Source organism: Clostridium felsineum DSM 794 (genome assembly GCF_002006355.2).
GTDB lineage: Bacteria > Bacillota > Clostridia > Clostridiales > Clostridiaceae > Clostridium_S > Clostridium_S felsineum.
Genome location: NZ_CP096980.1, coordinates 1116110 through 1135164, shown reverse-complemented (window position 1 = coordinate 1135164; position 19055 = coordinate 1116110). Strand labels below are relative to the sequence as shown.

Here is a 19055-nt window from a genome sequence, read left to right as displayed (position 1 = left end):
TGGACAGCCATTTTTAAGATGGTTGTCCATTTTTTTATTTACATTATTTTCATGAATACTATCGTGATGATATATTATTTGATTCAGCTTGCGTGTTTGTATTCGTGTTTGTATTATTGTTATTATTCACAGTATTAGTTGCTGGTTGTGGAACATTTATAGCTTGTGTAGTCGTATTTGTTGAAGGATCATTTATAAATGGTACCGGGTCCCATGTTCTCCCATCTGAATTTTTAAGTATTCTAACCTCAACAGCTTCAACTCTTAAACTTTCTCCAACTGTTCCAGCCACACTTCCATCCATTACCCAGCCTCTCCAGCCTTGATTTTCTACATATACTCTATACTCAACACTATATCCCAGCATATTCTCTAAAGCTATTTTTACCGCTTCCATGCGAAGTCCTATTCCATCTGTTCCTGACTCCACTCCATCTTCTACAGGACTTTGCCAACCTCTATCTTGTAAATGAGTTTGATATTTTATGTGTGCTCCTTGTGGTGCATTAACTAAATTAATTTTTAATGCCTCTAATCTACGGGCTTGTCCTTCAGTTCCTTCTATTTGTCCATTTTCAGCTGGTTCCTGCCAACCTACGTTTTGTACATGTCCACTATAAGAAACTCCTGCTGTTGAATCTTTAACTGTTGTGTTAACTATTCTTACTTCTACTGCTTCAACTCTAAGAGCTTGCCCCTCTGTTCCTGCATCTTCTCCATCACTTACCCAATCTTGCCAACCTTGATTTTGTACATAAGCTCTATATTGAACAGAGTAATTTGGCATATTTTGAAGTTTTATTTTTACTGCTTCAACACGAAGTCTTTGTCCTTCTGTTCCAGATTCTTCTCCATCTTTAACCCAACCTTGCCAACCTCTATCTTGTACATGAGTCTGATATTCTATATGTGCTCCTTGTGGTGCATTATTTAAATGTAATTTTAATGCCTCAACTCTAAGAGCTTGTCCCTCTGTTCCTGCTTCATCTCCATTGCTAACTTCATTTTGCCAACCTACATTTTGTACATGAGCAGAATATGTTACCCCCACGTCAGTACTTGGTGCATCTGCCTTTACATTGCCATTTACGAAAGATACATTTGCAGCAGTTAACGCTAGTGTTATTAGACCTATTAATAATTTCTTTTTCACCATACATTTCCTCCCTAAAAATACATTTTATTCCTGCATAATTATATCTTACATTTTTTTCCTACGCTTTGCAAATACATTTATTTATTTTTATCAAAACCCGTACCTGTAATCTCTGTTTTTATGCCCTCGAGTACATTACCACTCACATCTAAATTAAGCTCACAATTTGCAGTTTTGCCATCTGCCTTTTTAGCTGTAACTCCTATTTTATAAGGATTTTCAATTCTAGTTCCCTTTTTTATAGTTTGAGGTGTCTTTAAAGGTATTATATATTCAAGCTTTTCTTCATGTTTTTCCTCTTCTTTGATTTCTTTATTTATTGGAAATATTGTTCCCCTTTCATCATTTATAGTTATTTCTTCAGGCATTGCTATTGAAAGATACTTTGCATTTCCTGTAGTATTTATATCTAAAATAACTCTTGAACCTTGTTTTGCTGGATTAGGTGTTATACTTCCCGTAACAGTTATGGGCTCTTCATTTATAACATAGTTTTTAGTCACAGTATTTTTATTTCCTAAGTTATCTACAACGGTTACTTCAAAGGTGTAATTTCCTATTCCATTTAACTGCACACTTCCCTCCATATTATTTATGGCATAAGGAATGGCTGTTTTTTCAGGATCATAGCTGTCTACATATCCACCTGTTGCCTTATCATTATTATATAAAGCTTTATCATCCTCTGTAACAAAGTAAGAATTAGCGGTTATATCTGAATGATACTGTGGATAAAAGGTTTTGTTATCTACTACTGCACCATCTTTTATTACTTGATACTGATAATACTGTATTCCTGAACCACTATCAAAAAATTTCATATTTAAATCTATATCCTTATCTGTATTAGCCCCATTATCTGAAGTAACCTGCACTTCTGGTGCTGTCCCGTCTGTTTTTATATTTTCATTAGACTGAGGCCACTTTGAAAAATCATTTTCATCTGCAAGCCAACTACCATTATAGCTTTTTTCGTTGGATCTTATTAAATAAGTCTTATCTGGCATATTAAACTGAAGCCAAAATAAAGCTCCATAGTGAAGATAATTTTGCGTATCCACTGTTCTTCCACGTCTTGAGCTTACCAGCGTAATATCATCACTTTTACCTATAGTATTAAATTCACCAGTATGTGCCTCGCTGTCAAAGGGCTGATTTATTGAAAATTCACTTGGTGATATGGTACCAAATAAATTTAAAAATGATGTTTGTATTGAATTGTTCATATCGTTATTATATCTAAACTGTTTTCCCCAAACAGTTACTCCAAGAACATCACCTTTTTTGCACCATACTGTATTTCCTATTCTAAAGCCATTGTACTCAACTCCACTTCCTCCTGTAATAGGATAATCTGTTGGTGTTGCCATTGAACCATTTCTGTATAGATCTATTTCTGGTGAAGAGTTTCCTATATCAATAGCAAAAACATAAAATCCAATAATTAATAAAGTAATGATTGAAATACTACCTATAGCAAATACTTTTACATACATATTAATTTTTCTTATCATTTTATTGCCTCCAAAATTATTTGCAAAATAAAAAACTCCTCATCCTATAATGAGAAGTTTTTATAAAATTATTTATTAGTAAAATATGCTACAACTCTGTCAACCCAATAGGTTCCTGAACCGTCTGTATTTACATAAAATCTATCAAAGGTTTGAGATGAATCAAAACCTGAGATTAAAAACTGAGTGTTAAGTTTCTCTGCCGCTGCTTTAAGACTATCTAAATTTTTGCCACTTGTTGAACTATATTCTTTGTATACATTAACTACCTTATATATATTCCCATTAGCTGTATACAATCCACCATTATTATCATTGTATGCACTTTCAATATCTGCTTTCATTTCATCAGTTGTCATTAATTGTATTGCTGTCTTATTTCCATCTATATCAATACTATTAAAAACATCACCACTTATCTGTTTGCCATTATTATATCCATATATAGTTCCAGTTGGTGTCTTTGTCTTCCCCATTGCCGTATTTAGCTGATCAGATAATGTAAAATCCGTATTCATACTTTTAGTATCAGGTTGCATCTTTGTAGGATTGTCTGGAATTACTGTGTCATCATTTATAAAAGGCTGTGGTGTTGGTGTAATGTTATCTTTTGTCTTAACTATCCTAACCTCAATAGCCTCTATTCTAAGTGCTTTTCCATCTGTTCCTGCCTCTTGTCCATCACTTTTCCAATCCTGCCAGCCTACATTTTCCACGTGTGCTCTATATTGAACGCTGTACCCTGGCATATCTTCTAGTGCTATTTTTACTGCTTCAACTCTAAGGCTTTTTCCATCTGTTCCTGCTTCTATTCCATCCTCTACTGGACTTTGCCAGCCTATATTTTGCACATGAGTTTGATATTTTATATGAGCTCCTACTGGTGCATTATTTAAATTTAACTTTAATGCCTCAACTCTAAGTGCTTGTCCTTCTGTTCCTGATACTTGGCCATTTTCAACAGCTTGCTGCCAGCCAACATTTTGTACATGACCAGCATAAGCAACTCCTACTGTTGTATTATCACTTGTCCTAACTATTCTAATTTCAAGTGCCTCTACTCTAAGTGCTTTTCCATCTGTTCCTGCTTCTTGACCATCGCTTACCCAATCCTGCCATCCTACATTCTGTACATGTGCTCTATACTCAATACTGTAACCTGGCATATTCTTAAGTTTTATTTGTATTGCTTCCACTCGAAGACTTTGTCCGTCTGTTCCCGCTTCTGCTCCATCTTGTACCCAACCTTGCCAACCTATATTTTGTACATGCGTTTGGTATTCGATGTGGGCTCCCTCTGGCGCATTATTTAATTTTAGTTTTAACGCTTCCACTCTAAGAGCTTGCCCATCTGTTCCTGCCTCTTGTCCATTACTTACTTCACCTTGCCAGCCTATGTTTTGTACATGTCCTTGATAAGTTACTCCAACCATATTAGCTGGTGCATTTGCCTTTACATTACTTTTTAAACAAGCTATATTAACAGTTGTAAATACCGCTGCAATTATTCCTATAATGAGCTTTCTTTTCATTTTACAATTCCCCCTTGTAATACATTTTATTACCTATTATTTATATTTTATAATTTATGCCTATTTTTTGCAAATTAATTTTATACTCCCCCCTACATAATTAGTCACAGTTTTATCTGTAATAGCATTTAAACAGCCCTTAGCCTATAAAAAAACTTCTCTCATTTATATTATAGGTTATAACCTTAAGAATATATTGCCTTGTATGTGACAGTTATCTTATAAACAAAATTGCCACTGGGATTTTATTAACCTCAGTGGCAGTTTTGTTTATAAGTTTTATTCATTTCTTTTTGAAAGCAATCTTCTGAAAGCAGCTTCAAATCTTTCATCATCCTCAGTTGTTCTTTTTTTAGGACCTTTCATATGATTTTTAGAAGAAGCTCTCCTTGCTTTTTTTGCTATGTGCCTTTCCATAAGCATTCTATCTATATTATCATTTTCATATAGTTTTCCTGATTGATGGATAGCTAAAGCGCCCTTTCCTAGTGCCATAGCTGCCACCCCATAATCTTGAGTAACAACTACATCATTTTTATGACAAAGATTAATTAGTGCAAAATCCACCGCATCCGCTCCTGCTCCAATTACTTTGATCTCACTGTAGGTGGAATTTAGTATATGGTTTGTGTCACATAATAATGTAACTGGAATTTTCATTTCTTTTGCAACCTTTTCTACAATAAAAACTACTGGACAGGCATCCGCATCAACATAAATCTTCATTTATATCACATCCATTTTAAATTTAAATACATACTCTACTATAGCATACCTTGACAGGTAATTTTCATTTTTTATAGGTTACTATTACTCTCTTAGATAGTTTTTTACCTAGCATATAAAATATATTGCCAAAAATTCTTTTTATAATTGGCAATGGTACACTTTTATCATAAGGCTCGGCTATTCTGTTTTGCCAGAACTCCCCATCAGCTGTCTCATATTCCTTTCCTTTTACATAATCAAAGCTCATTCCACGGAAAAGATTATACGGTATTAAAACTGAATAATCTGGGGTGTGAAGCTTTTTACTTTCAACATCTTTATAGAATTTTTCAACTACAGCTTTAGTTCTTATTTTGTGTTTTTCCTTTACTACATAGTTATTCCAGCTATTAGAACTTATCCAAAGTCCATATGCTTTATTGAATCCCCACCCTTTAAAGTAACCTATCATTGTTTTCACAGCATTTTTAGCTCCAACTCCTCCTGTGGTTGATATAACGAGTACTTTTTTATTGAAGTATCTTGGTCTGTGAAACATAAAACACAAATGATCCACAAAGTTTTTTGTCAAAGCTGGCATAGACATAATATAAGTTGGTGCTGAAAAAATAACCCCATCACTATTTTCTATTGCCTCCATTAATTTTTCAATTATGCTGTTATGTGGACACAGTTTATGACCCTTTCTAAAGCATAAGCTGCACCCTAGACAAAAGGGCAAATTTAAATCTTTAAGATGAATTTCCTTATACTCTATTTCATCCGAAAGTAAATTAAGTTCTTTTTTTACTAGTTTAGCTAATGTCCATGTATTTCCTAGTCTAATTCCTCCGTTAATTATTAATATTTTCATCCTTATCTCTCCCAATAAATAATCTATCTATTACAAAATCAATAAAAATGTCTCTACTATTCTTTTCATCAAAGTTAAACCCAAAACTATTTTTTGTAACCTCTTTTCTTAAAAAAGCATTTTGAAGTACCGAGGTTAAAATAAAACTTAAAAGTGCTTTTTCCTTTTCTGAAAACTCTACATCCTCCAATGAAAACATAAAGCCTTTAACTGTTTTCATTGTGTTATCTAAAGCTCTAGGGTTCATCATATCTCCCACTATAGATATTTTAGAAACTGACGGGTTTTCAATTAAAAAATCCGCTACTTCTTTAGAAACCTCTTTTAGCCTGTCTATAGGATTTATTTTTTCTTCAATATTTGGTTTAAAATTTTTAATTATTCCTTCAATAATTTTTTGAACAGCAATTTCAATTAAGTTATCTTTTGACTTAAAATGATAATTAACTAGACCTAAGCCCACCTCTGCTTTTTTGGCAATGCTGCGAGTAGTTATTTCATTAATCTCCCCGCTGCTACTTTTTATAAGTTCTATTGCTGCTTCAATTATTTTTTCTTTTACAAACTCTGATTTATTCATATGCCCTCCATTTTTGAACATCGTTCAATTTATTTTATTGTATGCCTTTTAGAATATTTTTGTCAATGTGTTTTTGATGTTTTATAAAAAAAGAATGAACAAGCTGACTTACGATTAGCTTGTTCATTCTTTCATATGTATTTGTTATTGCATAAAACTCCTCCTCCAATAATAGCAAGTCCAAAAAAACTCAAGGGTGCCTGTGCTATTCCTTCTAGGTCTCCAAATCTTTTATCATTGTACAAGCCTGTTAAATAAAAATACTAGCAGACCAAAGCCCGCTAGCATCTTTTACAGTTTATTTTTCACCTTTAAGTATAAATAAGGAGTACTCTATATCTTTCCCCGCCATATTTTTCTTGTCCTCAAAAAACGTTTTAGATTCAGTTTTCTTAAATCCCGTGCTCATTAAAATTTTCTTGAATTCTTCTTGATCAAATCCATTATGTCCATGAAAATCTTTTTCACTTGCATGAAAGCTTCCATCCTCCGTGTTTAAATCAACAATACACAGATATCCACCTTCATTTAAATAGTCATAAAATATTTTAACTACTTTTTTAGTATCTTCAATGTGATGAAGCACCATAGATGTATAAATAACATCATATTTTTCTTTTAAAGGCTCTTTAAATATATCCAGTTTTTTTGCTTTCATATTGTCTACTTTATATCTATTTATCTTTGAATTAACAACTTCTATCATACCTTCTGATGCATCAACCAATGTAATCCTTTTAAATTCATTTTGAAGGTTGAAGCTTATAAGCCCAGTGCCGCATCCAAATTCCATGGCAGAATAACTTTTATCCAAGGGTATAGCTTTTTTTATTTCCTCTACTATTAAGCTTGCCCTATTAATTCTTGCTTCATTATCCCATTCTTTAGCATATTTATCAAAATTCATCCAAAAAACCGCCTCTCCTTTAGTTAGCTATAAGTTCCTCAACAATCTTTTCGTCTGCAGGTAAAAATTTAAAATCTTTTAACTCATCTTTTTTAACCCATTTGTACTCATCATGAACAGAAAGTTTTATATCTCCACCCACTATTTTGCCTTTGAATGCATTCAGTTTTATTCCAAGTCCACCATCATTATAAACACTTTCGCCGAAATATTCTCCAACTTTAATATCAATATCAAGTTCTTCTTTTACCTCTCTAGCTAGTGCTTCTCTTCTGGTTTCTCCGTTTTCAATTTTTCCACCTGGAAATTCGAAGCATCCCCCATTGTTTTTTCCTTCAGCTATCTTTGTTATTAGTATTTCATCGTTTTCATTTGTGAGAATAGCTGCAACTATGTCCAACATATAATACACCCCTTCTCTTATTAATATTATAATACTTATTAGGAAAATAATACATATAAACCTTCTTATTACCCATTTTGGTATTCTAAGTACAAAAGTACAACCCAAAAGCATAAAACAGTAATGTCATACTTTGGGGCTGTAACTTATTTTTGAAACTCTGCCCTTTATATTAGTATACTTATGCTAGTTATTAAAATATATCCTCGTTTTTGTTAAATATTACCATTAATATTTTATCTTAAACTTCCTTTCTTTGTCAATAATTTCTATTTTTTTAGTAACCATCTCATCTATGTGCACAAAGGTATTGCCCTTTCTTATTTCATATAAAAATTTGTTTATGTTATCGTCTTCGCCCTGAATTTCTATTCTAACAGTTCCATCCTCACAGTTTTCTACTGTTCCAGTTATTTGGTTAAGACCTGCTGTAGACTGCACAAAGTACCTAAATCCAACCCCTTGAACCCTTCCACTTACCTTCACTAAATATCTTTCCATGAAATCCACCTCTATGTAAAATATATTATTCTTTTTGTGTATATTATATCATTTCTGCATATTATTATAATGGTAATTTATATGTTATAAAATAGAAGTATTCAAAATTCATTTTTTAATTTAATACAAAAAAGCCTTGAATTAATTTTGCTATATGCTATGTATTGTGATAAAATGTAGACTGTCAAAATAAATATAAACTAGGAGGTTACTTATGGAAGATTTAAGATTATCTCGCGAAAATCAAGGCGTTCGAAGTTTTATTCAACAAGTTTATATGTGGATGACTTTAGCCCTTTTAACTACTGCTGGAGTTGCTCTTGCTGTATCAACTTCACCAAGCTTGATAGAAGCTATTTTTGTAAACAGATCTCTTTTCTTTGTTTTAATTATAGCTGAGGTTTTTCTTGTTGGTTTTTTATCAAGAGGTATAAATAAAATGTCCTCACAGGTTGCAACTGCAATATTCTTTGTATACTCTGTTGTAAATGGTTTTACATTTTCATGGATATTTCTTGCTTATGATTTAGGTTCAATTTCAAGTATCTTCTTTATAACTGCAGGAACCTTCGGAGCTATGTCCTTATATGGATATGTTACAAAAAAAGATCTTTCAAGCATAGGTAATATATGCCTCATGGGCTTAATAGGTCTTATTATTGCTTCTATAGTTAATATTTTTATAATTAATAATACTTTTTCATTAATTGTATCCTTTATAGGAGTTATCATATTTGTAGCTATTACCGCTTACGATACTCAAAGGATTAAGAAAATGGCAGTGTCTTTAAGTTATTCTGATGATATGGAAGTTTCTGCAAAGGGAAGTATCCTTGGAGCACTTACATTATATCTTGATTTTATAAATCTATTTATTTACATGTTAAGATTATTTGGAAGAAAAAGATAAAAAATGTTAGCAGAAAACTGCTAACATTTTTTTATTTATCATATTCTTCTTTAAGTTTCTTGAAAATAGGAAGTGCTTTTAAAATTTGCTCCGTTGTAACACAATATGAAATACGAACATGTGAAGGACAGCCAAAATCATCCCCTGGAACTAATAATAAATCATATTTTTTTGCCTTTTCTGAAAAAGCACATGCATCTTCTTCTAAAGCTTCTGGGAAAAGATAAAATGCTCCTTCTGGCTTTACGCATTTGTAACCTAATTTTATTAGCCCATCATATAACAAATCTCTGTTCTTTTTGTAAATCTCAATATCCGCTGTAACTCCAGTACATTTAGCTACTACCTTTTGAAATAAACTTGGAGCACAAACGTATCCAAGTGCTCTGCCAGCTCCACAAACAGCTGCGTACACTTTCTTAGCTTCTTCCATTTCACTTGGTACAACAATGTATCCTATTCTTTCTCCTGGAAGTGACAGTGATTTACTGTAAGAATAGCATACAAAAGTATTATCATAGTATTTTGTAAGGTATGGTACCTCTACATCATATGCAATTTCACGATATGGTTCATCAGAAATAAGATAAATTGGGTGATTATATTCCTTTGATTTTGCCTTAAGGATTTCTGTAAGCTTTATTATAGTCTCCTCTGTATAAACTACTCCCGAAGGGTTGTTTGGAGTATTTACTATAACAGCCTTTGTTTTTTCATTTAATTTTTTTTCAAACTCTCCAAAATCTATTTGAAAGTCTTGAATTTTTGCAGGAACTACTACAAGCTTTCCACCAGCAGCTTCTACAAAACATCTATACTCAGGAAAATATGGTGCAAAGGTAATAAATTCGTCTCCCTTATCTGCTAAGGCTGAAAAACAAATATGTATTGATGCAGCTGCACCTACTGTCATATATAAATTGTTTCCATCAAATTTTGTACCAAACCTCTTATTTATATCTTCTGCAAGAGTATTTCTTACCTTTAAATCTCCTTGCGCACTTGTATAACTATGAATATCTACAGGATTTTCTTCTTCTAATATTTCAAGTATTGCTTTTTTTACTGCTTCTGGTGCAGGAACATTAGGGTTTCCAATACTAAAATCATATACATTTTCTGCTCCTACTTCTTCAGCTCTTTTTTTTCCGAATTCAAACAATTCTCTTATAACAGAGCGTTTACTTCCAAGTTCATACATTTTCTCTGATACCATATAAATTTCCTCCTAACCTAATATAAGTCCTTATTTTATTATATCATCAATCTTTATAGTTAAAAACAAAACAATATATTATTCCTTCCAAATAAGTCCACAAAAGAGTTCAAAAAGTTGAAAAAAGTTTTTAGGATCTTTTCCTGTTAACTTTTTTATCCTTTCAAGCCTGTAATTTAAAGTATTCCTGTGAATATTAAGTCTTAAAGCTGCATCATTTATTTGTCCGTTTTCCTCTACATAAATTTGTATTGTCTGAATTAGCTCAAGCTTATATTCCGATTTATCTATATTAGAAATTAAATTTGTAACTTGATCCTTATTTTTATGATACAAATGTATAAAAAACTTTAATTCACCATAATTATATATTTTCGAATTAGGCTTTATTTTCTCCCCTATTTCTACTACCTTTCTGGTATTTTCAAGGGATATAGCGAAAATTTCTTCCTTTTCTCCTATTCCTATCTTTTCTACATCTCTACACAATTTCAATTCATTAATCAGACTCTTGCATTTATAATCATCTGCAATAAAAAACACTATTTTATTGGTATTTAATTCATAATTAAAAATATACTTTTTACGAAGCTGAAAAATTTCTTTTGAAACATTACTTATAAAGACCAATATTGCTCTGTGCTTTTTGGAAATATTAAAGCCACAGTCCTCAGCTATTTTTAAAATCTTTTCATCATATGGTATTTTTCTATTTACAAGATCATAATAGAATCTTTCACGCTTAAGATTTATACTTTGATTTTTTTCGTTTGCTTCTGCTTGTTCTATCAAAAGCACTGCTGTTACACGAACGAGCTTTATAAATTTTTTAACTTCATCTGAATATCCAGTTATACCTATTACCCCAATTACTTTTCCATCTATTATTATAGGCTCATTTACTCCTGGCTTAACACCTTTTCTTTCATCATATATTATATTTAAAGCTTTTTTTCTAATTGCCTCAACTGCTCCTCCATGTATATTTCCTATTCGGCTGGAATCTCCACTTCCTATTATTACTCCTTCTTCATTCATAACATTTATATTATATGGAACTACACTCATCATTTCTTCCACTATATTTTGAGCAATAACCTTTGATAACTTCATTTTCTCACTCTTTTCCTACATAAATATACTATAGTAATGTTTTAATTTCTACTACAAAATAATTTTTATGCATCACACAAAAAGTTGAAGGGTCTATAATTATGTCCCTTCAACTTAAAGTCATTTTAATCATTTTTATAAAGTTATTTAGTAAAATAAATGTTTATATACTTAAATTTATTAATCTCATCACATTTTCAGATGCTTTTTCAATGTTCTCTTTTCCATCCTTTAGTGCTTTTTCAAGAGTTTCCGCTCCTCTTACTATTCCAAATATTGAATCTATACCTTCTTCATATAAATCTTCTATCCCACTTCCAACTTTTCCTGCTAGCGCAATAACTGGCTTATTATATTTTTTAGCAAGCTTAGCCACACCAATTGGCGTCTTTCCAAATTTTGTTTGATAATCTATACTTCCTTCTCCTGTTAAAACAAAATCACAGTTTTTAAGCTTTTCTTCTAAGAGGGAGTACTTGATAACAAGCTCTATTCCCGGTTTAAGCTTACCATCTACAAAAGCCACGAGACCTGCACCAAGTCCTCCTGCTGCCCCTGCTCCAGAAACATCCATAACATCTTTGTTTAACTGCTTCTTTATTATTTTTGCATAATGCTCTAAATTTTTGTCTAGAACTTCAATAATTTCTTTTGTGGCACCCTTTTGAGGTCCGAAAATATTAGAGGCTCCATTTTCACCGCAAAGTGGATTGCTTACGTCACAGGCTACTTCTATTTCAACCTTATTTAATCTGCTATCAAGCTGGGATAAATCTATTTTACTTAGTTTATCTAAATTTCCTCCTCCAAGCCCTATATCTTCTCCTTTTTCATCCAAAAATTTAGCACCAAGTGCCTTTATAGCTCCTGCTCCACCATCATTAGTGGCACTTCCACCTATGCCTATAAGTATTTTTTTTACGCCCTTATCAAGACAAGCTTTTATAAGTTCTCCTGTGCCATATGTAGTTGTAACCAACGGGTTTCTTTTGTCTAGTGGCACTAAATGGATACCACTAGCACTTGCCATCTCAATTACACCAACTTCTCCATTTCCTAAAATTCCATATTGTGCTTGAACTTTGTTTAGAAGAGGTCCTACTGCTTCTATTGAATATATTTTTCCTCCTGTAGCATCTACAAGAGATTGCATTGTACCTTCTCCTCCATCTGCCATTGGGACACTAATACAATTCACTTTATCATTTACCCTCTTTATACCCTTTTCCATAGCAGAACAAACTTCTTTTGCTGTCATACTCTCCTTAAAAGAATCTGGAGCTAATACTACTGTAAAATTTTTCATAAGACATTCTCCTAATCTACCTTTTATAATAATCCATAAATAATAACTGCTGTCAGTGCTATAGAACCTCCAACTATAGATTCATATGGCATTAGTTTCATACGTTCTTTAATATTCATCTTAACTGCATCTGCAGATGCATGAAAAAAATTACCATGAGGAAGGTGATCAATAACAACTGCACCTGTATTAATCATTACTGCTGCACTTAAAGGTGCTACTCCCATGGCAAGTATTGCTTTTCCAAAGGTTCCTGTTGCCACAATTGAACCTGTTGATGTGGATGCTGTAGCTGCCGCCATGAGTATACCGGATATTGGCGCTAAAAATACTCCTGATATTCCACAAGAATGTATCGCACTAACAACCACACTGCTTAAATTAGATTTTGAAATAACTCCTGCAATTGCTCCTGCTCCAATTAATATCATTACTGTGCCTGTCATTCTATTAAGACCAGCTGTTGTATATTCAATAGTTTTATTTATTTTTCCCATTGCAATGATTCCAACTAAACCTGCAATTGGAAGTATATACATAGCATCTATTTTAAGTTCTGTTAAAATTTTTATATGAAATATGCTTCCAATAGGATTTAATGCCAAAAGTATTATTGCAACTACTGGTGCAACCATTGCTTTTATAAAACTTATATTTCCTTTATTTGAAATAACCTTACTGATTTCTGTATCTTTAATAAGTTCTCCTCTTTTGCTAATTAAAGTTGCAACTATATATGTAATTATAAGTCCTATTATAGCAGGAATAAATGCTCCAATCATAACTCTAGCTAATTCAACATTGAAACCCTTTGCAGCTGCGATAGTATTTGGATTAGGTGAAATTACATTTCCTGCCTTACCTCCACCTATCATAGCTAAAAGTATAGATGACTTTGTTATCCCTACTCGTTTGGCTACTGGAAGTGCTATTGGTGCAACTATAATAACTGTAACTGGTATAAACACTCCTACGGCAGTAATTATCATACTAGCTAGTGCAATTGCTAAAAGAACTTTTTTCTCACCAAGCTTTTCTACTATAGTCTCCGCAATCTTTTCTGCTGCTCCTGATTCAATTAAAACACCAGCTAAAACTCCCGCTGCCACTACACGAACTACTGCTCCCATTACACTGTTTGTGCCTGAAATTATAACGTCAACTGTTTGCGATAGACTTGCTCCCCCTACAAGTGCTCCCACAATTGCTCCTATAAAAAGTGAGTATACAGGATTGATTTTTTTTAGTATAAATATTACTGCAATTAATAGACCAACTATTGCTCCACCCCAATGAATAATGTACATATGAGTTCCTCCTCTTACGGTAACGTTTTCTTTTGTTGTATAACAGTATTAATCATAATATATTTACTATCCTCTTTCTATTGTCTATTTAATGATTTTTTTTGTTCATTTGCACAAAAAATGTTAGCGTTATATATAATACACACTAACATTTATATTTTTTTATTTTATAAGTTCTTTCATAGCCTTCATATTTTCTTTAATTGTATTTATATAATCTGAATTTTCATCGTAAGTTATAAATTTAAGAGTTTTCATATTATATTTTTGTATTGTCCCATTATACATTTGTGGATTTTTATCATCACTATATATATAACAGATTTTCTTTTTATCTTTTAGTTTGTCTTGAAGATTTTTTGATGTATCTGGCTTTGTAAGATCGTCTGCTGATACCTTAACACTATCTAAGCCTGCATAACTAAAAAAGTAATCAAAGCTTGAATCTTCCGTTACAAAGGTGTATTCCTTTAACTTATCATTTATAGCTTTAAAGTCTTTTTCACAGTCATTTACTTTTTTTATGTATGTAGCAAAATTCTTTTCATAGAAATCTCTACTTTTAGCATCTTTTTCTTCTAATGAATTCTTTATGTTAACAAGCATTGTTTTGTAATTACTTAAATCTGTCCAATAGTATGAATTCTTTGTTACCGATATATTTCCATACTGAACTTTGTTGTCCAAATCCAAAATTTTAGTTCCTCTAGACATATCCACTGTAGCCACACTATTTTTATCAAGCTTACCTATAAAATCTGAAGCCCAAGGTTCAAAATCTGCACCTAAATACATAAAAATATTGTATTTCGATACGTTATTTATACTATCTGTTGTATATTCAAATTGTTTTACATCCACATCATTTTTAAACATAAATTGAACATTATGTCTATTACCAGAAATGTCTTTAATAACATTATAGAGAAATTTATTTGTGGTCATTATGTCGAGACTAACAACAGACACTTTTCCATCCACCTTTTTTGTTGGAACTTTAATATTTGTCTTTCCGGTATTGGTGCAACCCATAAGTGAAGCTATCAAAACTACATTTATGATTAAACAAAGGAATTTTTTCATATTTTCACCTCTATTGTAAATTAAAAAACTGTAACTATTAAACTTAAAATTTCTGTATATATAATATCGCATTTACTTCTTTATTTATTATACCTATAACTAAATTTAATCTCAACTCTATAAATATTTTTATATAAAATAGTACTGTTTTTATTTTTTTTTCATACGATAACTATTAGTATACAAGTTGTGAAAGTACTAATATATTCTTAATTTTAAAATATCCTAGAGTGGAACCTGTTAATCAGTGATATTTTAGAAGCCACAATGTTATAATTTTAGTAATTAACTATAGACTTATTGGTTGGAGGTTAACTATGCGTATAAGCTTTGAAAAAATAATAAGATCTGTATCTTTAGCACTTGATTTAGCTGAAATTAGTTCTTCTGAAAATCCACATTGTAGAAAAAATATTTCAAATGTGAACTTTTCAAATCACAAATTTTATAATCACTCAAAACGCACCACTTATATTGCTTTGAAATTAGCTAAGATGCTTAATTTAACTGATGATTCTATGAAAAACTTATACATAGCATCTCTTCTGCATGATATTGGGGCGGTTAATTCACTCAATGAAAGCCACACTTCTAGTGCTTTTATAAGAAGACATTGTGTTGACGGGGCCTTAATAACTGAAAATCTTCCTATTTTCAACAGCGTATCCCCTATAATACATTATCATCATGAAAACTCTAATGGTACTGGTCCTTTTAAATTAAAAAGCACTGAAATACCTATTGAAAGTAAAATTATTCATTTAGCTGATATGGTTGAAACAATTTATGATGAAAATGTACCTGCTTTTAAGCAGCATAAGGGAATAATAAACTTAATGGAATCAAATCCTTTATTTGACAAGGATGTTTCAAAAGCCTTTTTCTCTGTTGCCCAAAAAGAAATATTTTGGTTTGATATGGAAAACATATCCTTTCTTGATTCCATACTAGATACCATATCACCTAATATAACGGATAAATTAGATTTACAACAATTTGAAAGCTTCGCTGTAATGATATCTGATGTAATTGATAGTAAGAGTAGCTTTACTGCTAGACACTCAAGGAGTATATCTAATCTTGCTTTTAGGGTTTCAAAATATCTTAGATATTCAGATGAAAAGTGTCTTAAAATGAAAATCGCAGGACTTCTTCATGACATAGGAAAACTGGCTATCCCTACAACTATTTTAGATAAAAATGGTTCTCTTACAGATGACGAGTTTTCAATTATAAAATCTCATGTATACTATACAAAAATAATTTTAGATAGTATTGACAATATAAATGATATTAGCGAATGGGCTTCTTCTCATCACGAAAAATTAGATGGAACTGGTTACCCAAGACATCTATCCGCTAATGAATTGCCAGAAGAATCTAGAATAATGGGAGTATGCGATATATATCAAGCTTTAACTGAGGATAGACCTTACAGAAAAGGTATGAGTCATGATAAAGCTTTTAAAATACTAAACGATATGGCAGAACATGGTTCTATATGTAAAAAGGCTGTAGCACAATTAGCTGGTGCTTTAAAAGCAAATTAATAGGTAATAATATATAACATAGGGCTTTAATTTAAGCCCTATGTCTTTTATTTTTTGTATATTTGATATAAACTTAATAGGTATGAAATTCACAAAACGAGGTGATTTTATGGAATTTATTGTGGATAGTGTTGATAAAACCTTTAGTATTGGTGAACAATTAGGTGCTTTAGCTATGCCAGGAGATATAATTTGTTTAAATGGAGATTTAGGTTCTGGTAAAACCCATTTTACAAAGGGTATTGCGAAAGGACTTAATATTGAAGAATACATAACAAGTCCAACTTTCAACATAGTAAATGAATATACAGGGAGACTTAAGTTATATCATTTTGATGTTTATAGAGTAAATGATCCTGATGAAATTTACGCCATAGGCTTTGATGAATATATCTTTAGTGATGCTGTAAGTGTTATAGAGTGGTCAGACTACATCAGGAGTATAATCCCACCTGAGCATATTGAAGTTACAATAAACAAACTTCTAAACCAAGGTGAAAATTACAGAAAAATAACAATTACGTTTACTGACAAAAGATATGATTATGTAAAGGAGATTAAGATATGAAACTTTTAGCTATTGATTCTGCTACACAGGCGGCTACTTGTACTGTAATGGATGACGATAAACTTCTAGGAGAAATTACATTCAACTATAAAAAGCAACATTCAGTAATACTTATGACTATGATTGATAATATGTTAAATACAGTTAATCTAAAAGTTGAAGATTTAGATGGTTTTGTTGTTTCAAAGGGCCCTGGTTCCTTTACTGGACTTAGAATTGGAATGTCAATTATTAAAGGCTTAAGTGAAGGTTCAAAAAAACCGTTTGTAAGTGTATCTTCTCTTGATGCCTTGGCTCACAATATGGCATACTCTTCTGGAATAATATGTCCAGTGTTAGATGCACTTAGAGATAATGTTTATACTGCATTATATACCTTTGAGAATGACACACTAAAAAGACTTACAGATTATGATGCTATGCATATTACAGAACTTCTTGAGCTACTAAAAACTTATAATTCAAAGGTTACGTTCATAGGTGATGCAACTTTTAAATTTAAAGATTTTTTTCAGGAAAACCTTGAAGATGCGCACTTCGCTCCTGCACATCTTAATTTAGTAAGGTCCTCAAGCTTATGTGACATAGGTATGAAGCTATTAAAATCGGGTGTTGAAGACGATTTAATAACCTCTAAACCTATATATATAAGAAAATCTCAAGCCGAGAGAGAATACGAAAAAAGGACAGGTATGAGTATAGATGAGTAATCTAACAGTGCATCCCTTAAAAAAAGAAGATATAGATTCTATAATTGCTATTGAAAATTTGTGCTTTCCCACACCTTGGACAAAAGAATCTATGGAGGGTGAACTAAATAACAAATTTGCTAAATATTTAGTGATAAAAAAAGATAATGTTGTAATTGGCTATGGGGGGTTGTGGCTCATAATTGATGAAGGACATATAACTAATATAGCAGTTCATCCTGAATTTAGAGGGATAGGTATTGGAAACTTAATTGTTAAAGAACTTATAAAGCTATGCTCCATTAGAAATATAAACTCTATGACTTTAGAAGTCAGAGTATCAAATATAGTAGCTCAAAATCTATATAAAAAATTCGGATTTAAAGAAGAGGGCATAAGGAAAAAATATTACAGCGACAATAATGAAGATGCTCTTATAATGTGGAGAAATGAAAAATAGCAGGTTAATCCTGCTATTTTAACATAGTTTCTACTTTTTTATTACTTAGCTCTTCAGTTTCTCTATGAAGTATTGGTGAAACTCTTTTATACATTACCATAGTTAATGCCGAAATGATAACACCTTTGAGTAAGTTAAAAGGTAGTATAGAATACACTACAAAACTATTCAAATCATTTATTGATGAATTTATAGCATGACCTGTTTTAACAATTTCTTTTATAGGAAAATGAAGTAATGTTTCGTACAATGGTAAGAATATAAAGTAGTTTAATACACTTGCAACCACAGACATTACAATAACTCCTGTACTAAGTGATATAACAGCATTTGTTTTTGTCTTTTTATGCTTGTACATAGCTCCTGAAACTAAAACTAACATGCTACCAACTATAAAGTTTGCCAATTCTCCTGTACCTGCTGTTTGAGTTCTTAAAAGATGAAGAACATTTTTTATAAGTTCTATTATTATTCCTGCTATAGGTCCCATTGCAAAGGCTCCTAAAAGTGCTGGCAAGTCACTTATATCTATTTGTAAGAAAGCAGGGAAAATTGGAATAGGAAATTCAATAAACATAAGTATAAAGCCAATTACTGATAAAAGTGAAATTTTGATTAAAGTACTAAGTTTTGAATTCTTCAAGTTAACTCCTCCTAAAACCTTCAAGACATTAAAAA

19 protein-coding genes and 1 pseudogene are annotated in these 19055 nt (G+C 31.6%); 5 read left to right on the top strand and 15 right to left on the bottom strand.

All coding sequences use genetic code 11. The annotated features are described in order from the left end of the window. Positions 1-229: 229 nt before the first annotated feature. The 9 genes and pseudogenes from CLFE_RS05480 to CLFE_RS05440 form a co-directional block, all read right to left on the bottom strand. Positions 230-1135 (bottom strand): annotated as a pseudogene (locus CLFE_RS05480) (hypothetical protein); the annotation flags it as partial. Between the two features lie 98 nt (positions 1136-1233). Further along, on the bottom strand, positions 1234-2670 hold the full coding sequence (locus CLFE_RS05475; protein ID WP_077892539.1) for a hypothetical protein: 1437 nt from the start codon (positions 2668-2670) through the stop codon (positions 1234-1236). 68 nt (positions 2671-2738) lie between these two features. Beyond that, entirely contained in the window at positions 2739-4202 is a 1464-nt protein-coding gene (locus CLFE_RS24430; RefSeq protein WP_077892538.1) for a hypothetical protein, read from the bottom strand. A gap of 279 nt (positions 4203-4481) precedes the next feature. Further along, the gene (locus CLFE_RS05465) at positions 4482-4928 is read right to left on the bottom strand and encodes a YaiI/YqxD family protein (RefSeq protein ID WP_077892537.1); all 447 of its coding nucleotides are present in this window, start codon (positions 4926-4928) and stop codon (positions 4482-4484) included. 64 nt (positions 4929-4992) lie between these two features. Further along, on the bottom strand, positions 4993-5784 hold the full coding sequence (locus CLFE_RS05460) for a flavodoxin family protein (RefSeq protein ID WP_077892536.1): 792 nt from the start codon (positions 5782-5784) through the stop codon (positions 4993-4995). Beyond that, on the bottom strand, positions 5765-6364 hold the full coding sequence (locus CLFE_RS05455) for a TetR/AcrR family transcriptional regulator (protein WP_169850878.1): 600 nt from the start codon (positions 6362-6364) through the stop codon (positions 5765-5767). The genes CLFE_RS05460 and CLFE_RS05455 overlap by 20 nt, the downstream gene beginning before the upstream one ends. A 298-nt stretch (positions 6365-6662) precedes the next feature. Further along, positions 6663-7271, bottom strand: coding sequence for a class I SAM-dependent DNA methyltransferase (locus tag CLFE_RS05450; protein WP_077892534.1), 609 nt, complete (start codon positions 7269-7271; stop codon positions 6663-6665). Positions 7272-7290: 19 nt separating this feature from the next. After that, positions 7291-7674 carry a (deoxy)nucleoside triphosphate pyrophosphohydrolase gene (locus tag CLFE_RS05445; protein ID WP_077892533.1) on the bottom strand — a complete coding sequence of 128 codons (384 nt, stop codon included), beginning with the start codon at positions 7672-7674 and terminating at the stop codon, positions 7291-7293. A gap of 228 nt (positions 7675-7902) precedes the next feature. Continuing rightward, a complete protein-coding gene (locus CLFE_RS05440; RefSeq protein WP_077892532.1) occupies positions 7903-8175 on the bottom strand; it encodes an acylphosphatase in 273 nt (90 codons plus the stop codon). A 214-nt stretch (positions 8176-8389) separates the two neighbouring features. Between CLFE_RS05440 and CLFE_RS05435 the strand changes: the two genes are divergently transcribed. Further along, positions 8390-9085 (top strand): Bax inhibitor-1/YccA family protein, encoded by a 696-nt coding sequence (locus tag CLFE_RS05435; protein ID WP_077834222.1) that lies wholly within the window; start codon positions 8390-8392, stop codon positions 9083-9085. Between the two features lie 31 nt (positions 9086-9116). Here the strand turns inward: CLFE_RS05435 and CLFE_RS05430 are convergent, their stop codons facing one another. The 5 genes from CLFE_RS05430 to CLFE_RS05410 all read right to left on the bottom strand — a co-directional run bounded on the left by CLFE_RS05430 (position 9117) and on the right by CLFE_RS05410 (position 15110). Beyond that, positions 9117-10301, bottom strand: a complete 1185-nt coding sequence (locus CLFE_RS05430; protein ID WP_077892531.1) for a pyridoxal phosphate-dependent aminotransferase — start codon at positions 10299-10301, stop codon at positions 9117-9119. 78 nt (positions 10302-10379) lie between these two features. Then, positions 10380-11414: a CdaR family transcriptional regulator gene (locus CLFE_RS05425; protein ID WP_077892530.1), complete on the bottom strand. Its 1035-nt coding sequence runs from the start codon at positions 11412-11414 to the stop codon at positions 10380-10382. Between the two features lie 163 nt (positions 11415-11577). Continuing rightward, positions 11578-12720: a glycerate kinase family protein gene (locus CLFE_RS05420; protein ID WP_077892529.1), complete on the bottom strand. Its 1143-nt coding sequence runs from the start codon at positions 12718-12720 to the stop codon at positions 11578-11580. A gap of 23 nt (positions 12721-12743) precedes the next feature. Next, positions 12744-14027 (bottom strand): GntP family permease, encoded by a 1284-nt coding sequence (locus CLFE_RS05415; RefSeq protein ID WP_077834218.1) that lies wholly within the window; start codon positions 14025-14027, stop codon positions 12744-12746. Between the two features lie 162 nt (positions 14028-14189). Further along, complete coding sequence (locus tag CLFE_RS05410; protein WP_077892528.1) at positions 14190-15110, bottom strand: metal ABC transporter substrate-binding protein; 921 nt, start codon at positions 15108-15110, stop codon at positions 14190-14192. Positions 15111-15427: 317 nt separating this feature from the next. Between CLFE_RS05410 and CLFE_RS05405 the strand changes: the two genes are divergently transcribed. From CLFE_RS05405 to rimI, 4 genes are all read left to right on the top strand, one after another. Continuing rightward, positions 15428-16660, top strand: a complete 1233-nt coding sequence (locus tag CLFE_RS05405; protein ID WP_077892527.1) for an HD-GYP domain-containing protein — start codon at positions 15428-15430, stop codon at positions 16658-16660. Between the two features lie 109 nt (positions 16661-16769). Then, positions 16770-17228 (top strand): tRNA (adenosine(37)-N6)-threonylcarbamoyltransferase complex ATPase subunit type 1 TsaE, encoded by a 459-nt coding sequence (gene tsaE, locus CLFE_RS05400; RefSeq protein ID WP_077892526.1) that lies wholly within the window; start codon positions 16770-16772, stop codon positions 17226-17228. Next, positions 17225-17938 (top strand): tRNA (adenosine(37)-N6)-threonylcarbamoyltransferase complex dimerization subunit type 1 TsaB, encoded by a 714-nt coding sequence (gene tsaB, locus CLFE_RS05395; protein WP_077834214.1) that lies wholly within the window; start codon positions 17225-17227, stop codon positions 17936-17938. Before tsaE ends, tsaB begins: the two co-directional genes overlap by 4 nt. Beyond that, positions 17931-18377, top strand: coding sequence for a ribosomal protein S18-alanine N-acetyltransferase (gene rimI / locus CLFE_RS05390; RefSeq protein ID WP_077892525.1), 447 nt, complete (start codon positions 17931-17933; stop codon positions 18375-18377). The genes tsaB and rimI overlap by 8 nt, the downstream gene beginning before the upstream one ends. Before the next feature lie 13 nt (positions 18378-18390). Here rimI and CLFE_RS05385 read toward each other — a convergent pair whose 3' ends face one another. Then, positions 18391-19020, bottom strand: coding sequence for an ECF transporter S component (locus CLFE_RS05385; RefSeq protein ID WP_077892524.1), 630 nt, complete (start codon positions 19018-19020; stop codon positions 18391-18393). Between the last annotated feature and the right edge of the window lie 35 nt (positions 19021-19055).

Coding starts and splice junctions, on each gene's coding strand:
- CLFE_RS05475 (WP_077892539.1), bottom strand. CDS start 2,670: ATGATAAGAAAAATTAATATGTATGTAAAAGTATTTGCTATAGGTAGT.
- CLFE_RS24430 (WP_077892538.1), bottom strand. CDS start 4,202: ATGAAAAGAAAGCTCATTATAGGAATAATTGCAGCGGTATTTACAACT.
- CLFE_RS05465 (WP_077892537.1), bottom strand. CDS start 4,928: ATGAAGATTTATGTTGATGCGGATGCCTGTCCAGTAGTTTTTATTGTA.
- CLFE_RS05460 (WP_077892536.1), bottom strand. CDS start 5,784: ATGAAAATATTAATAATTAACGGAGGAATTAGACTAGGAAATACATGG.
- CLFE_RS05455 (WP_169850878.1), bottom strand. CDS start 6,364: ATGAATAAATCAGAGTTTGTAAAAGAAAAAATAATTGAAGCAGCAATA.
- CLFE_RS05450 (WP_077892534.1), bottom strand. CDS start 7,271: ATGAATTTTGATAAATATGCTAAAGAATGGGATAATGAAGCAAGAATT.
- CLFE_RS05445 (WP_077892533.1), bottom strand. CDS start 7,674: ATGTTGGACATAGTTGCAGCTATTCTCACAAATGAAAACGATGAAATA.
- CLFE_RS05440 (WP_077892532.1), bottom strand. CDS start 8,175: ATGGAAAGATATTTAGTGAAGGTAAGTGGAAGGGTTCAAGGGGTTGGA.
- CLFE_RS05435 (WP_077834222.1), top strand. CDS start 8,390: ATGGAAGATTTAAGATTATCTCGCGAAAATCAAGGCGTTCGAAGTTTT.
- CLFE_RS05430 (WP_077892531.1), bottom strand. CDS start 10,301: ATGGTATCAGAGAAAATGTATGAACTTGGAAGTAAACGCTCTGTTATA.
- CLFE_RS05425 (WP_077892530.1), bottom strand. CDS start 11,414: ATGAAGTTATCAAAGGTTATTGCTCAAAATATAGTGGAAGAAATGATG.
- CLFE_RS05420 (WP_077892529.1), bottom strand. CDS start 12,720: ATGAAAAATTTTACAGTAGTATTAGCTCCAGATTCTTTTAAGGAGAGT.
- CLFE_RS05415 (WP_077834218.1), bottom strand. CDS start 14,027: ATGTACATTATTCATTGGGGTGGAGCAATAGTTGGTCTATTAATTGCA.
- CLFE_RS05410 (WP_077892528.1), bottom strand. CDS start 15,110: ATGAAAAAATTCCTTTGTTTAATCATAAATGTAGTTTTGATAGCTTCA.
- CLFE_RS05405 (WP_077892527.1), top strand. CDS start 15,428: ATGCGTATAAGCTTTGAAAAAATAATAAGATCTGTATCTTTAGCACTT.
- tsaE (WP_077892526.1), top strand. CDS start 16,770: ATGGAATTTATTGTGGATAGTGTTGATAAAACCTTTAGTATTGGTGAA.
- tsaB (WP_077834214.1), top strand. CDS start 17,225: ATGAAACTTTTAGCTATTGATTCTGCTACACAGGCGGCTACTTGTACT.
- rimI (WP_077892525.1), top strand. CDS start 17,931: ATGAGTAATCTAACAGTGCATCCCTTAAAAAAAGAAGATATAGATTCT.